The sequence below is a fragment of the Pseudomonas sp. Irchel 3A18 genome, assembly GCF_900187465.1.
Taxonomy (GTDB): Bacteria; Pseudomonadota; Gammaproteobacteria; order Pseudomonadales; family Pseudomonadaceae; genus Aquipseudomonas; species Aquipseudomonas cichorii.
In genome coordinates, this window is record NZ_FYDI01000009.1 from 17821 (window position 1) to 33784 (window position 15964).

Below are 15964 nucleotides of genomic sequence, written 5' to 3' on the forward strand. Positions count from 1 at the left end.
GGCAGCGGCCAATGTGTACCCGTCAAGGATGTACCTTTAATTGAATCGAAACTGGCACGGCACGCTGATACGCCACATGTTGCTGCTGGTCACCGCCTGCCTCGTGGTCGGCCTGATCAGTGGCGAGTACGGCTGGAGCCTGGCTATCGGGCTGGGGCTTTACCTGGCCTGGACCCTCAAGCAACTGCTGCGCCTGCATGAATGGCTGAGCAACCACAGCACTGACGAGCCGCCACCTGACGGCTATGGCCTGTGGGGCGAAGTCTTCGACAGCATCTATCACCTGCAACGCCGGGATCAGCGCGTACGGGGTCGCCTGCAGGCGGTCATCGACCGGGTCCAGGAATCCACCGCAGCCTTGCGCGATGCGGTCATCATGCTCGACAGCGAGGGCAACCTGGAATGGTGGAACCGCGCTGCCGAAACGCTTCTGGGCCTCAAGACGCCTCAAGACAGCGGCCAGCCGGTCACCAACCTGGTACGCCATCCACGCTTCAAGGAATACTTCGCGCTGGGCAACTACAGCGAGCCGCTGGAAATCCCCTCGCCAACCAAGGACCACCTGCGCATCCAGTTGCTGATCACCCGCTACGGCAACAACGAGCACCTGATGCTGGTGCGCGATGTCACGCGGATCCATCAACTGGAACAGATGCGCAAGGATTTCGTCGCCAACGTTTCCCACGAGCTGCGCACGCCGCTGACAGTGATCTTCGGCTATCTGGAAACGCTGCTCGACAACGTCGAAGAGGTCAATCCGCGCTGGGTGCGGGCCTTGCAGCAGATGCACCAGCAAGGCGGGCGCATGCAGACGCTGCTCAACGACTTGCTGCTGCTGGCCAAGCTCGAAGCCACTGACTACCCCTCGGACAACCATCCGGTCGCCGTGGTGACACTGCTCAAGACCATCAAGGCCGACGCCAAGGCGTTGTCAGCCAGCAAGAATCACCAGATCACCCTCGATGTGGAAAGCGACATGCAGCTCAAGGGCAGCGAAACCGAGCTGCGCAGCGCATTTTCCAACCTGATCTTCAATGCCGTGAAATACACGCCAGCGGAAGGCAATATCCGTATTCGCTGGTGGACCGATGACCGCGGCGCACACCTGAGCGTGCACGACTCGGGCATCGGCATCGAAACCAAGCACCTGCCGCGTCTGACCGAGCGTTTCTATCGCGTCGACACCAGCCGCGCCTCCAATACCGGCGGTACCGGCCTGGGCCTGGCGATCGTGAAGCATGTGTTGCTGCGCCATCGCGGCACACTTGAAATCAACAGCGTAATGGGCAAAGGCAGCGTATTTACCTGCCATTTCGCCGCCATTCAGTTGGCAAAACCCGGAGATGTGGATCCAGACTACTAGGCAAGCTCGCTGCGAGCCGCTACATTGCCTCGTTCATGGCGCCATTTCCTGTGCCGCACGCCCTTATCTTTGAATACAACGGATTCCGCAAAACCCCACCATGGACCCATCCCCTAGTTTCACGACGGCTTCACTCTTCGCCGATTTCGGCATGATTCTTTTTGCACTGTTCCTGGTCCTGCTCAACGGCTTCTTCGTTGCAGCAGAGTTCGCCATGGTCAAACTGCGCTCGACCCGCGTCGAGGCCATCGCCAAGAAAAACGGCTGGAGCGGCCACATCCTGCGCACGGTTCACGGGCAACTGGATGCCTACCTGTCGGCCTGCCAGTTGGGTATTACCCTCGCGTCTCTCGGCCTGGGCTGGGTCGGTGAACCTGCCTTCGCCCACTTGCTGGAACCGCTGCTCAGTGCGATGGGCGTGGAATCCGCAGAAGTGATCAGAGGCGTGTCGTTCTTCACCGCATTCTTCATCATTTCCTACCTGCATATCGTGATCGGTGAACTGGCGCCCAAATCCTGGGCCATTCGCAAGCCCGAGCTGCTGTCGCTGTGGACCGCCGTGCCGCTGTATCTGTTCTACTGGCTGATGTACCCGGCCATCTACCTGCTCAACGCCAGCGCTAACGCTATCCTGCGCATTGCCGGTCAGGGCGAGCCCGGCCCGCATCATGAACACAGCTACAGCCGCGACGAGCTGAAACTGATCCTGCACTCCAGCCGTGGCCAGGACCCCAGCGATCAGGGCATGCGCGTGCTGGCTTCGGCCGTGGAAATGGGCGAGCTGGAAGTGGTCGACTGGGCCAACTCCCGCGAAGACCTGGTTTCCCTGGATTGCAACGCACCGCTCAAGGAAATCCTGGCCCAGTTCCGTCGTCACAAATTCAGCCGTTATCCGGTCTACGATGCCGAGAACAACGAGTTCGTCGGCCTGCTTCACATCAAGGATCTGCTGCTGGAACTGGCGGCACTGGACCATATTCCGGAATCCTTCAACCTCTCCGAACTGATCCGCCCGCTGGAGCGCGTCTCACGGCACATGCCGCTGTCGCAACTGCTGGAGCAGTTCCGCAAGGGTGGCGCGCATTTCGCGCTGGTGGAAGAAGCTGACGGCAAGATCATCGGCTACCTGACCATGGAAGACGTGCTGGAAGTGCTGGTCGGCGACATCCAGGACGAGCACCGCAAGGTCGAACGCGGCATCCTCGCCTACCAGCCGGGCAAGCTGCTGGTACGGGGCGATACCCCGCTCTTCAAGGTCGAACGCCTGCTGGGCATCGATCTGGACCACATCGAGGCCGAAACCCTGGCCGGCCTGATCTACGAAACCCTGAAACGGGTGCCGGAAGAGGAAGAGCAGATGGAAGTCGAAGGCCTGCGCATCATCATCAAGAAGATGAAAGGTCCGAAGATCGTGCTGGCCAAGGTGCTGAAGATCGACTGATAGCGTTCGCTCCTACCGTGGGAGCGAATTTATTCGCGAAGCCCTAATTCCCGCCCACGGCGAAATTGGGCAGGCTCTGGACCGGCGAGGCGAATTCATAGGGAATGGATTCCAGCGCCTGACCCGTATTGCGCTGGATGACAAAGTGCAAATGCGGGCCGGTGCTGTTGCCGGTATTGCCGGAGCGCGCCAGCGGGCTGCCGACGCGCACTTGCTGGCCTTCCCTGACACTCACCGAGCCACGCATCAGGTGCAGATAGACGCCCATAGTGCCGTCATTGTGCAGGATTCGCACGAAATTGCCTGACGGGTTCGAGCCTCGGCCAGTCTGATTGTTCTCGACCTTCACTACCGTGCCTGCACGCGCCGCGATGATGGGCGTGCCTTCCGGCATGGCGATGTCCATCGCGTAACGCCCCTTCGGGCCGTAATGGCTGTATTTGCCGCCAGGCCCCTGAGTCAGTCGGAACGGCCCGCCCACCCACGGCAAAGGATACTTGTAGGCCTGCGTAGCCCGCTTAGAGTCTCCCAGAGTGGAAGTCAGTATCGAGGCGTAGTTCATGGCCTTGCCCGTCTGTTTGGGGCTCAGCACGATCATGCGTTCGTTACTGCGCGCAGGCACGGTGCGGCGAATGGTTGACGACGATCCCGTCACCCCGAGCACGTTGCTCAGCCCGGAAAGCTTGAGCTCAACCTCGACCGGCGCATACAGATCGTTGCGCACATAAAGGCTGTGGACACCGCCTTCCTTCTTGACGCTCAGATGCACCTGCTTCTCGAAATGCTCGACCATCCGGTCCCTGAACACCACGACAGAAGCACCGGGTGCAGGACGGTCGGAAAACGAAACGACGCCATCTGCATCGACGGTTTTATAAATCGTGACCGCACCCGCCGTTTGTACGGCCAGCGTCAGGGCAGTCAGGATCAGCAGGCGTTCAAGCATCAGAAATGTTCTGGGTCACGGACAAGAGCGGCCAAGCCTAGCAGCGTTGAGCGCAGAAATGGACACCGCGATATCAATCGATAATCGTAGAGGCGTCAAGAAACACACGCCATGGTGCCGCTGTGCGGTGCTCCCTGCACACCACACAGGTCAGGGTCCGTTACGAAAAGGTGTAATTTTTCAGGTAGGTGACGGAAAACAGGGCGTCAGGAAAATCCAGTTTCAAGCGAGGCAGCACGAATCCGCCACAGGATCGACAGGTATCGAGCACGGTAAAGAATCTGATATGGGTCAAGCGCGTCGTCGCCATATCCTCTTTCAACACGGTTGCGATCAATCGCTCTGCATCGAGGTCGCGGCTGAAATCCCGAATCACCGTGCGGGCAGCATCCCTGACCACCGGCAGGCTGGTAAACCGGGGATCGGGCTCGCGGCTTGCCATTCGGGCACGGGCATCGCGGAATATGACCCCGTCCAGGATCTGCTCGGTCGTTTCGGCAGAATCGATCCGTAATTTAAGGCCCCTGGCTTTCTCCCCCCCCGAAAGCGCGTAATACACGACCCGCTCCCCGGACTCGGTATAAACCTGGGCAAAGGAAAGGTTGGCACCCTTGATCTGGCTCAGAATCGCGTTGGTAGCCTTGGAGGTAATAATGCTCTGCATATTCAGCTCTACCCATTTTCCTTTTGAGCCCGCTACCGGCAAAAGCCTGTTGAGAACTTCCAGGATATGCTGCTTTTCGGGCACGCTTCTCTGAGCAATCTTCTTGAAGTCAGGAATGCACTGCTTGGCAAGCTCCACGAATTTCTTCTGGATTTCTTCACCCGCCAGAATTTCACTGGCAAATCTCAGAAGTGAATTTTCCTCCCCATTGGTAATACACCACCGCGCATAGTCATCATAAGAAGTGATCTGCGGGGTCAAGGAAACTTTCCACGCATCCCGTTCGGCATCATCGAGCATATCAAAGAGCAAACGTGCGATATTTTCCCGATCTGTCTCTATATTCGGACGCTCCCGCACCAATCGGTATTTCTCCGATACCCGAATGAATTCATTGATCTCGTCAACCTCAGTGACGCGAGAAAACTTCAACTCAATGCGATTACTTTCAGGCACTCGGGCCTTATAGAACGCACCCGTGTCAGGCTCGACGAAAATCCAGTCTGTGTTCACAAATTGAAGGCGCATGCCGCGCAGGGTTCGAGTATCACTGACCCCTTGGGCTATGGGCCCGAATTCGATAACCGGGGCAAATTCATAAACGAAAGCGGTATCTTGAGGCGTAAAGTTGGGCGGTACACCCAATTTGCCCTCAGCCGACAAGATCCCATCCAGCTCCGGCAAGTAAACCGGTGTTTCGGGCAACGAAAAAAGCTCCCGCTCTTCCTGTGAAAGAGGCACGACCATTTTCCCTGTCGAGGCCTGTGCCGAAGTCGATGGCGTCACTTCAGTCGATTCGGCCCATTTGCAGAACTTTCCTTCATAGACAAAGACATCGAGACGTTGCGAAGTCTCTCCAGCGCCTGTCGTCAGGGTGGCCAGCGTGAACTCACGGGCATCAATGGCATGACTCGGGTATTTGCCGGTTCGCTTGGGGGAAAGCGATCCAGGCTTCACGGGCTCAGGCGTCGGCGTGACCAGTTTTACACCTGTCGCGCAGGGCACCGACTCCAGGTTGCGACGAAACCTGCACAGGTTCTCGGTTTCCTCCAGCCAGCCAGCCCGGGAAGAAACCTTGCTGGCCGATAGCTTACGCATGGCAGCACCCGGCGTGCCAGCATCCAGATGATAGACCTCGCCATCCACAAGGATATCGAACACACCCTCCTCTCTTTCGATGACCTGCACGACACAGCTGTCGGCGATACGAATTTCAGTAAAGCCCTCCACTTTCGAGACCACCGGTAAAACCACCGGATAGTGACCACGAACAATGCCGTCGGCGGCGGACGACATTGAGAACTCCCGCGGCCTGCTGCCTGAAACAGATGTCAGCTGTTTTCCGAACACTGCATCGGACTCAGGATCAAGCAACCTGAAATCCGGCTCTTGCGCTGTACCGATATTGCGCACGACCACATCGGATCGGCCATCGACAATCACCCGCTTATCCAGCGCTTTAACCTTGGGGCGCCAAGGGTGCTCCACACTGTCGGAGATCCGGTACATGCCCTTGTCGAGGCTGATGCCGCCGTCCATAAAGACTTGCGAAGCAAAGATTTTTTTCAGCGAAGGCACTTGTTCCAGCAACCGCGACCAGCCAAGCCTGCCAAGATTCAGCGCGGACTTGCCTGCGTCACGCACAATAAACAGTGCGCTTTGCTCTGCAAGCCCTGCGATCAGACGAGCCACCGCTTTACCAGTCAGCTTAAATACCGAAAGAACGCTCATTTCACCGGCCTTGATGACAATCCGCGCCGTGGAACCGGCAAATTGCCCGGCCGGAATCAACGCAAAGGCCACCTCCATCACACAGCCGATGACGACACCGGCAGAGTGCTCTCCATGGGCCAGATCCGTGATGCAGCCATAAAAAGGGATCAGCAAGCATGCGGCGATATCGGCATATTCGCGCTCTTTGGCCCAAAGTTGCTCCCATTGAGTCGCATGCTCATGTTCGGCCCTGCTCCTTTCCAGAAAGCTGGTAAACAAGTGACCCGCCGCAACCTGCACAAAAGCTTCAAGCCTGGCCTGCTCACTGCCGTCAGGCAGGTAAATCAGTTCGGCGCAAGGAATCAACACGCCTTGACGTGGCTGGTGATAGGCCACCGAAGAGCGTGATGCGGTCCCTTTCAGGTACGCATCGCCATCAAATGGCAACAATGGCGTCACCCGGGCCTTGGCGACATTTGCGGCATTGCGCTCTCTCTTCTCGACGGTTTCCAAGATATTTCCGCTAAAACCGGTGTCGGGCTCGACCTGGTAGTGGAAGCGTTGAGCGACTTTTCGGACCACACCGCCAGCAGGAATCAACTCATAGAAAATCTCAGCGGCCGTGTGATCGTGAAAGTCCGCTTGATGATCGCCCGGCTGGCAACGAATGAAGAGCCCGTGAACACCCTCTTCGGCACCGAAAGCCACCCGACTCACTTCGCTGGTCGAGTTCAGCAACGCTGTGCGATCGGCTGCCTGCATCTCGGCCAGCAACCGGGTCATGACCCTGGCTTCAGCGCGGATCAACGCTTGCTGGAATGCGTCGAACGCGCTGGCGTAGGCTTCGGGAATCGTCGGTTTTCCCGGTATGTACGCCTCTCCCATCATCACCAGTTCCAGCACACTGGCTTGCGGACGTCCGACAGCCAGCAGACGATCAATGGAGTAGGAGTCTGCGATGGTGAAGCCGTGCTCCTGCAGGATTGGCCAGCCGTGAAGCTTGATGGAGAGTTCCCAGATCCGGCGATCAACATGGGCATCGGTCAGCATTTGCTCGGCAAGACGCTTGCGATCCGGCGGCTTGATGCTCAGTAAATCATTCAGCTCTGAGGCATGAAGCGCCTGTTGTTGCTGGAGGTAACTCAAGGCCTGACTGATTTGCGCGGCGCTTGCCTGATCAATGTTGTCAGAGCCAGACCATTCAATACCGCCATGGGCAATGGCATAGCGCAAAGCCGGAATGGCCAGCGTCCTTGCCCACAAGGCATGGACATTGGCATCACTTGATTGGGTCAGTTCGGAGCTGATCCCGATCAGGTCATCAAACTGAGGGGCCTGGGAATGGCCCGGCCGCATGCTTTCAACCAGAGCAACGCCATGCAACAAGGCCACGCTTTGCAGCGATCGCCCATATTGCAGGTGATCGGGGACACCTTCCACCAGCAGTTCAGGCATGGCTTCACGCGCAAACAGGTAATAAAGCATGTCGAGCGTCGATGACGATACCGTGGGCTGACGCGCCTTGATATCCGCCCGCACCCTGGCGCAAAGCTGCACATGGCTGTACTCACAGACCCACGTGCAGCGAAGCGTCTTTGCCAGTGGCTCGGCAAAAGTCCGGGTTGCGCCAAGGAAGTAATCGACAATGGCGCGCCCCGCCAACGCCTGAGTGATAACCGGCGAAGCCTGTTCGTGTGCCAGTGCTCCGTACCACTGCATGCTGTTGAGCAACGGGGCAAACATGGATCTGAAGCGTGCAGTCTGGATCAGCGCATGCCAGGTTTGCGAAGGCCTCCAACGCATGACACTCGCATCGCCATCAGCCCGGCACAGCAAACCGATGCCCAATTGCTGGAACAGAACATCGGCATCACGCACGGGGCTCCAGGAGTCCAGCGGCGGGACATGGACATTCAACCCAAGGCTGGTTGGCAGCGAATGGCTCAACTCGGGGCTCGATTGCAGCTGCGACGTCAGCAACAGAGTGGCCAACGCAATAGCTGAATCGAACACCAGGCCTGAATGCGTGAAACGCAGCTCAGTCCCCAGCGAGAGCGCACGCATGCCGGGAGCACCCTTTGCATTGGCGATAGCCAGGGGCAACCAGGATTCGTCATCGGGGTTCACGGCATACGCTGCTACCTTGCGATAAAACTCGGCCCGGCTGACGACAGGTATCGGCGTCAGGAAATCGATCTGCAAGCCCTCGCAAGGCGAGGCTATCTGCGAACCCGCTTTCAGATAGAACTCGAACAGCCACCAGGTCGCAATTGCTGTCAGCTTCTGATCGAGGGCATCCGATAAGGATTTGTCGCGATACTCGCCGGGCGGCAACATTTCGGCAATGGCATCACACAACACACTCAACGGGCGTCGGGCTTGCTCGTCTCTGGATGCAGCGATGCCGTTATAAAGCGAACGCCCTGAGCTGCGCGCGATCCATTCACCGATTGGCATCAAGCGGGCACCACGTTTGAATTGCACCATCCACAGGCGCAGGTCTTGCGGGACAGCCATCAATAACCCGCCCAGTTCGGGATAGTCCTTGGGGTCCAGCACAACATCCGCTCCCCGATAAGGGCGAAGCCCGTACAGGTAAGCGCTTAGCTGCGCTCTGGCCGTTTCAGTGGTGACAGCCGATTCATCGAGCCAGGCAAGTCGTGCGAAAAACTGATGCACCATCCAGGGTGTCACCTCTGCCAGAGGTGTTTCCATTGCATCGGCGTACAGCTTCCAGGCTTTTTCGCTTTGGTAAATCAGGAACAGCTTCTGGCCCTGAAGCGACTTCGGGTGTACAGGGTTCGTGTTCGAGAAGCTCGTATCCTCGCCAAGCAAGTGCTGGAGAACGAGCCTGGCCACTCGAAAATGCTCTTCAGGCAAAGCCTGAGCATCGACCATATAGTGTTCGGCAGGATCGACGCCCAGGGCGTGATGGATATTGAAAAACAATCGACAGGAGCTGATGGTTTGAATATTCAGCGGTTGAATTGCGGTAGGCGTCATTTGAGTAGTCTCGTATGCATATGTCATGCGGCGAGACAAACTGAATAGGCAAGAACCAGCCTCCGAAACCGGAAAACCAGCATTTATTGCGCAGGAAAGTTCTGAAACGGGAAATGCCTAAGACATCGTTCGCGGATAAATCCGCTCCTACGACAGGAGCGAATTCATTCGAGAAGAGGTCAGCAATCAGGCGCCAGGAACGAAGTGCTTCTGGGCAGTGCCGCGGGCGATCAGGCGCGACAGGTAGTCCATCTTCTGGGCATCCTGGTCGACGAAGCGGAAGGACACTTGCAACCATTCGCTGTCAGGTTTCTGCTCAAAGGCTGCGACGGAATGCAGGTAGCCGTTCAAACGCGCGACTTCATTGCTCTCGCCCTGCTCAAGATCCAGGACGGCACTGTCGAGAACCTGCGGCAGCGCATCGCTGCGACGTACGAGCAGCGATGCTTCCTTCAGGCTCAAGGCCTTGATCACGCACGGCTGAATACCATTAGGCAGGCGCAACTGTCCTTGCCCGCGACCTGCAGGCTCCGCCGCCTTGGCAACCACAGGCGGCGCCTTGGCAATACCGGCCGATGCCTGGGCAGGCGCGGCACTGCGGACCACTTCGGCCTTGCCACCGGTCAATGCACTCAGGGAGTCATTGAGCGGAGAGTTCATGCGCGCCGGAGCACTGGACATCACCAGATCAAGCTTGCCCACCTTGGCCAGGGCTTTCTTGACCTTGGTCAGCAACTGTTCGTTGGTGAACGGCTTGCCGACGAAATCGGTTACGCCAGCCTGAATGGCCTGAACAACGTTTTCCTTGTCGCCACGGCTGGTCACCATGATGAATGGCACGGTCTTGAGGTAACTGTCTTGCTCACGGCACCAGGCCAACAGCTCCAGGCCCGACATTTCGGGCATTTCCCAGTCGCAGAGAATCAGATCGAAGGTCTCGCGAACCAGCAACGCCTGAGCCTTGCGACCGTTGACCGCATCCTCGGTATGAATACCGGGGAAATAATTGCGCAGCCCTTTTTTTACCAAGTCGCGGATGAAAGTCGCGTCATCCACCACCAATACACTGACTTTACTCATCGACGCTCCTGCGGGCGTGTTCACCTTGAAGGTGAACTGCGGTATGCCAACACGCCCTTTGTTTCGGCAAGCATAGCGTTGGAGGGTAGCCAACTGCCATATTGAATGACTGCGCCAGCACGGAAGTTCGCGGGCGGTTACAAATCTTAATCCCCTGAACGAAAAACGCCCAGCAAGTGCCGGGCGTTTTTTCGCAGGCAATCTTAATTATCGTCAGTCTTACCCGGAACATTAGATGTTTCGCTCAGGATACCCTGTACTTCTTCTTTCATGCGCTTGAGACCCATGTGGCGCACGTCCGTACCACGTACCAGATAGATCACCAGCTCGGAAATATTACGGGCGTGGTCACCGATACGCTCCAGCGAGCGCAGGACCCAGATCACGTTCAGTACACGGGAGATCGAGCGCGGATCTTCCATCATGTAGGTCGCCAGCTCACGCAGCGCCGTCTTGTATTCGCGGTCGATGATCTTGTCGTACTGGGCGACGGACAGGGCCAGTTCGGCGTCGAAGCGTGCGAACGAGTCCAGCGCATCGCGGACCATGTTGCGGACCTGGTCGCCGATATGACGCACTTCCACATAACCACGCGGCGACTCACCCTCTTCGCACAGCTGGATGGCACGACGGGCGATCTTGGTGGCTTCATCACCGATGCGCTCCAGGTCGATAACCGACTTGGAGATGCTGATGATCAGGCGCAGGTCGGAAGCCGCAGGCTGGCGACGGGCAAGAATGCGCAGGCATTCTTCATCGATGTTGCGCTCCATCTGGTTGATCCGGTCGTCGACTTCCCGGACCCGCTGGGCAAGGCCCGAGTCGGCTTCGATCAGGGCCGTGACGGCATCGTTGACCTGCTTCTCGACCAGGCCACCCATTTCGAGCAAATGGCTGCGAACTTCTTCGAGCTCGGCGTTGAACTGTTGCGAGATGTGATGTGTATGGCTGTCTTTGTGGATCATGCTGGGTGTCCTTGGAACGTCCGGTTAATTGCGAAAACGCAGCGGTGGTTCAGGGCTGACGGAGCACGTCCTAGCCGTAACGACCGGTGATGTAGTCTTCTGTCTGCTTTTTGGTCGGGTTGGTGAACAAGGTATCCGTATCACCGAACTCGACGAGTTTGCCCATGTGCATAAAAGCGGTGTAATCAGAAACCCGTGCCGCCTGCTGCATGTTGTGGGTAACGATCACAATGGTGTATTTGGATTTCAGTTCGTAGATCAGCTCTTCAACTTTCAGCGTCGAAATCGGATCGAGCGCCGAACAGGGCTCGTCGAGCAGCAGGACTTCCGGCTCCACGGCGATAGTGCGGGCAATCACCAGACGCTGCTGCTGACCGCCGGACAGGCCAAGCGCCGACTCATGCAGCCGGTCCTTGACCTCATCCCACAAGGCCGCACCTTTGAGTGCCCACTCGACAGCTTCATCGAGTACGCGCTTCTTGTTGATCCCTTGAAGACGCAGGCCGTAGACCACGTTCTCGTAGATCGTTTTGGGGAACGGGTTCGGCTTCTGGAACACCATGCCGACGCGACGGCGCAGCTCGGCGACTTCCTCGCCCTTGCTGTAGATGTTGTGGCCGTAGAGGTTGATGGCGCCTTCCACACGACAGCCATCGACCAGATCGTTCATGCGATTGAAGGTGCGCAGCAGCGTCGACTTGCCGCAACCGGACGGGCCAATGAACGACGTCACCTTCTGCTTGGGAATATTCAGGCTGACATCGAACAGCGCCTGCTTTTCACCGTAGAACAGATTCAGGCCCGGCACTTCGATTGCCACGATTTCATCGGCCAGATGCAAACCTGACTTGTTGCGCCCCAGGGCCGACAGATTGACGCCGTGGTTTGAGCCTTCGTGTTGCATGGATTGCTCCTGTGCGAACTTTTCGCATCATCGAACCGCCCTGCCAGTGCGGGGCGGGACTTTCGGATCAGTTGTCGAGCGCCTTGTACTTCTCGCGCAAATGGTTACGAATGGCGACCGCCGACAGGTTGAGCAAGGCGATCACCAGCACCAGCAGCAAGGCCGTGGCATACACCAGCGGACGTGCGGCCTCGACATTGGGGCTCTGGAAGCCCACGTCATAAATATGGAAACCCAGGTGCATGATCTTCTGATCCAGATGCAGGTAGGGGTAGTTGCCATCCAGCGGCAGAGACGGTGCCAGCTTGACCACACCCACCAGCATCAAGGGCGCAACCTCGCCTGCAGCACGGGCCACCGCCAGGATCAGACCGGTCATCATTGCCGGGCTGGCCATGGGCAGGACGATTTTCCACAGGGTCTCGGCCTTGGTTGCACCCAGCGCCAGCGAACCTTCACGCAGGCTCAACGGGATACGCGCCAGACCTTCCTCGGTGGCCACGATCACCACCGGAACCGCCAGCAACGCCAGGGTCAGCGATGCCCACAACAGACCGGGCGTGCCGAAAGTCGGCGCAGGCAGCGCTTCGGGGAAGAACAGGTGGTCCAGAGAACCGCCCAGCACATAGACAAAAAAGCCCAGGCCAAACACGCCATAGACAATGGCCGGCACACCGGCCAGGTTGTTCACGGCAATGCGGATCAGTCGCGTGACCGTGCCCTGGCGTGCGTACTCACGCAGATAGACCGCTGCGAGCACGCCAAACGGGGTGACAATCACAGCCATGATCAGCGTCATCATCACCGTGCCGAAAATGGCCGGGAAAATGCCACCTTCGGTGTTGGCTTCCCGTGGGTCTTCGCTCAGGAATTCCCAGAGTTTCTTGAAGTAGAAACCGATCTTGGTGAAGAACCCCATGGCATTGGGCTGATAGGCATGCACCACTTTGCCCAGACTGATCTCCACCTCTTTACCGTTGGCCTCGCGGACGGTCAGGCTGTCCCGGTCGAACGCCTGATGCAGGCCGCCAAGCCGCTCTTCGATCACTTTATAGCGGGCATCCAGTTCAGCCCGTTCGGCAGCCATGTCCGCCTGGGCCGTCGCATCGAGCCGGCCTTCCAGCTCCAGCTTGCGGGCCTGCAGGCGCAGACGCTCGATACCGTGGTTGATGGCGCCAATGTCTTTCTTTTCCAGGCTGTAAAGCTCGTCGGCCAGCTTCTCGACCCGCTTGATACGCTCTTGCAGGGTCGGCCAGGCCGCTTCGCCTTCAGCCACTACCGTACCGTTTTCCTTGACGTTGACCAGATAGCCGTAGAAGTTGCCCCACTCACGACGCTCAAGGGTCATCAGTTCGGCAGGCAGGCTCTGTTCGGTCAGCCATTCACCGACCACCCAGGTGAAATCGCTGGGGTTCAGGTCGCGGTTGCCGACCTTGAACAGCTCGCGGGTCATGAATTCGGGGCCGCTGTCCGGCACTGGCAAGCCAGCACCCTTGAGGCGCGCAAGCGGAACCTGCTCCTGCTCGACCAGCTCGCCCACCAGCACATGCGGCGGCTGACCGGGCACATCGTATTGCGCATGCACCAGATCCGCTGGCCAGAAATGCCCCAGGCCACGCACGGCAATCACCGCCAGCAGCCCGATGGTCATGATCACCGCGATGGAAACAGCGCCCGCACTCAGCCAGACGCCGGGGGCGCCGCTTTTGAACCAGCTCTTGAGAGAGTCCCGTTTCACTAAGTTCTGCCTTCCTTAAAGCGACGAGTATTTCTTGCGCAGGCGCTGACGAATCAGCTCTGCCAGGGTGTTCATGACAAAAGTGAACACCAGCAGCACCAGCGCCGCCAGGAACAGCACGCGATAGTGACTGCCTCCCACTTCCGACTCGGGCATTTCTACAGCAACGTTGGCCGCCAGGGTGCGCATGCCCTCGAACAGGTTCATGTCCATGATCGGCGTGTTACCGGTGGCCATCAGCACGATCATGGTTTCACCCACGGCACGGCCCATGCCGATCATCAGCGCCGAGAAGATGCCGGGGCTTGCGGTCAGGATCACCACGCGGGTGAGGGTTTGCCAGGGCGTCGCGCCCAGGGCCAGCGAGCCCAGGGTCAGGCTGCGCGGCACGCTGAAGACGGCATCTTCGGCAATCGAGTAGATATTGGGGATGACCGCAAACCCCATGGCGATGCCGACGACCAGTGCATTGCGCTGATCGTAGGTGATGCCCAGGTCATTGCTGATCCACATGCGCATGTCGCCACCGAAGAACCAGTTTTCCAGATGCGGGCTCATACTCAATGAGAACCAGCCCACCAGCACCACCACTGGCAGCAGAATCGCGCTCTCCCAACCGTCAGGCACACGCAGACGAATCGACTCGGGCAGACGGGTCCACAGGAAGCCCGCCAACAGGATGCCGATGGGCGTCAACAGCAGCAGGCTGAAGATGCCGGGCAAATGGCCTTCCAGATACGGCGCCAGGAACAATCCGGCAAAGAAGCCGAGGATCACCGTCGGCATCGCTTCCATCAGCTCGATGACCGGCTTGACCTTGCGGCGCATGCCCGGCGCCATGAAGTAAGCGGTATAGATCGCGGCAGCAATGGCCAGCGGCGCAGCCAGGATCATGGCGTAGAACGCGGCTTTCAACGTGCCATAGGTCAGCGGCGCGAGGCTCAGCTTGGGCTCGAAATCGCTGTTGGACGCCGTGGACTGCCAGACATACTGAGGCGAATCGTAGTTTTCATACCAGACCTTGCCCCACAGCGAACTCCAGGACACTTCCGGGTGCGGGTTATCCAGCGTCATGGGGAGCAGCAGGCCTGAACTCTCGACCAGAATCTGGTTGGCCCGTGGCGACAACGCCAGAATGCCCGAGCCTTCCACCACCTGATCGACCAGCAAGGTGCGATGGGCCGTGCTGTGAAATACGCCCAGCTTGCCCGAAGCATCGAGCGCGATGAAACCCTTGCGACGCTGCTCGGCCCTGATCTGCACGATCGGTGCGTGGCTCATCTTGAAGTCGCGAACGCGCATGAAGCGTTGTTCGCCATCGGTGTCACGGGCCATGAACCACTGGCTCATGCTGCCCTTGGAGTTACCGATGATCAGTGAAATGCCGCCCACCAGTTGAGCGCTGGCGGTGATTTCCGCGTTACCGTCTTCCAGTAGCTTGTAACGACCATTGAGGGTGCGATCCCGCAGGCTGAACACGTCGGCCTGGGCACGACCGTTGATCACATACAGCCATTGCTGGCGAGGATCGATATAGATGGCTTTGACGGCAGCGGACATCTGCGGCAGATCGATACGGCTCTGCTCGCGGGTCATCTCGCCCGTCATCATGTTCTCGGTCTGCTCCAGGGCCAGAACGTGCAACTGGGTGCCGGTTGAACCTGCAACCTTGAGATTGTCGCCACTGGCGCTGACGGTAACGTACTCCACCGGCCGGCCCTGATCGTCCAGCACCAGCGGCGTCTCGCCGTAAGGCCAGGCAATGCTCGGCGTGATGGTTTTCTTGTTGTCCGGATATGTCGTCTGGTAAGCATGCTTGAAGATCAGCACCTGACCATTGGACAGACCCAGAGCAATCAGCGGCGCGCCGGGCTGGTCCTTGCCGATGGACGCAACGCTCACACCGGCTGGCAGCGGCAGGCTGATGCGCTGCAGTTCGCTGCCTTCCCTGATATCAAAGAAGATCACTTCGCCCTTGTCGGAAACCCGCATGCCGATCTGGTTCTGCTCTTCGATGCTAATCATCAGCGGCTTGCCCGCGTCCTGCATCCAGGTAGCGTTCAGCGGCGTCTTGACGCTCAGGCTGGCCCCCTTGAACAACGGCGCGACGACATAGGCGAGGTAGAAAAAGATCAGCGTGATAGCGG

The 15964-nt window shown here is 58.4% G+C and carries 9 protein-coding genes; 2 read left to right on the forward strand and 7 right to left on the reverse strand.

Features of this window, described 5'->3' with window-relative positions; translation table 11 throughout:
• Window positions 1-40 precede the first annotated feature (40 nt).
• Together phoR and CKW23_RS17690 are read left to right on the forward strand one after the other, a co-directional pair.
• On the forward strand, window positions 41-1363 hold the full coding sequence (gene phoR / locus CKW23_RS17685; RefSeq protein ID WP_025262541.1) for a phosphate regulon sensor histidine kinase PhoR: 1323 nt from the start codon (window positions 41-43) through the stop codon (window positions 1361-1363).
• A 100-nt stretch (window positions 1364-1463) separates the two neighbouring features.
• Window positions 1464-2804 (forward strand): hemolysin family protein, encoded by a 1341-nt coding sequence (locus tag CKW23_RS17690; protein WP_025262542.1) that lies wholly within the window; start codon window positions 1464-1466, stop codon window positions 2802-2804.
• 43 nt (window positions 2805-2847) lie between these two features.
• Here CKW23_RS17690 and CKW23_RS17695 read toward each other — a convergent pair whose 3' ends face one another.
• From CKW23_RS17695 to CKW23_RS17725, 7 genes are all read right to left on the reverse strand, one after another.
• The gene (locus tag CKW23_RS17695) at window positions 2848-3750 is read right to left on the reverse strand and encodes a M23 family metallopeptidase (protein WP_025262543.1); all 903 of its coding nucleotides are present in this window, start codon (window positions 3748-3750) and stop codon (window positions 2848-2850) included.
• A 160-nt stretch (window positions 3751-3910) separates the two neighbouring features.
• A complete protein-coding gene (locus CKW23_RS17700) occupies window positions 3911-7858 on the reverse strand; it encodes a deaminase domain-containing protein (protein WP_159918435.1) in 3948 nt (1315 codons plus the stop codon).
• A 1458-nt stretch (window positions 7859-9316) separates the two neighbouring features.
• Window positions 9317-10210 carry a response regulator gene (locus CKW23_RS17705; RefSeq protein WP_025262545.1) on the reverse strand — a complete coding sequence of 298 codons (894 nt, stop codon included), beginning with the start codon at window positions 10208-10210 and terminating at the stop codon, window positions 9317-9319.
• A 203-nt stretch (window positions 10211-10413) separates the two neighbouring features.
• On the reverse strand, window positions 10414-11175 hold the full coding sequence (gene phoU, locus CKW23_RS17710) for a phosphate signaling complex protein PhoU (protein WP_025262546.1): 762 nt from the start codon (window positions 11173-11175) through the stop codon (window positions 10414-10416).
• A gap of 70 nt (window positions 11176-11245) precedes the next feature.
• Window positions 11246-12079, reverse strand: a complete 834-nt coding sequence (gene pstB, locus CKW23_RS17715; protein WP_025262547.1) for a phosphate ABC transporter ATP-binding protein PstB — start codon at window positions 12077-12079, stop codon at window positions 11246-11248.
• Window positions 12080-12146: 67 nt separating this feature from the next.
• Window positions 12147-13817, reverse strand: coding sequence for a phosphate ABC transporter permease PstA (gene pstA / locus CKW23_RS17720; protein ID WP_025262548.1), 1671 nt, complete (start codon window positions 13815-13817; stop codon window positions 12147-12149).
• Window positions 13818-13832: 15 nt separating this feature from the next.
• Entirely contained in the window at window positions 13833-15866 is a 2034-nt protein-coding gene (locus tag CKW23_RS17725) for an ABC transporter permease subunit (protein WP_081741996.1), read from the reverse strand.
• Window positions 15867-15964: the final 98 nt, after the last annotated feature.

Bases quoted from the DNA above. Each gene is read 5' to 3' on its own strand.
- CKW23_RS17695 (WP_025262543.1), bottom strand. From the start codon at position 3,750: ATGCTTGAACGCCTGCTGATCCTGACTGCCCTGACGCTGGCCGTACAA.
- CKW23_RS17725 (WP_081741996.1), bottom strand. From the start codon at position 15,866: ATGCAGGACGCGGGCAAGCCGCTGATGATTAGCATCGAAGAGCAGAAC.
- CKW23_RS17690 (WP_025262542.1), top strand. From the start codon at position 1,464: ATGGACCCATCCCCTAGTTTCACGACGGCTTCACTCTTCGCCGATTTC.
- phoU (WP_025262546.1), bottom strand. From the start codon at position 11,175: ATGATCCACAAAGACAGCCATACACATCACATCTCGCAACAGTTCAAC.
- CKW23_RS17705 (WP_025262545.1), bottom strand. From the start codon at position 10,210: ATGAGTAAAGTCAGTGTATTGGTGGTGGATGACGCGACTTTCATCCGC.
- pstB (WP_025262547.1), bottom strand. From the start codon at position 12,079: ATGCAACACGAAGGCTCAAACCACGGCGTCAATCTGTCGGCCCTGGGG.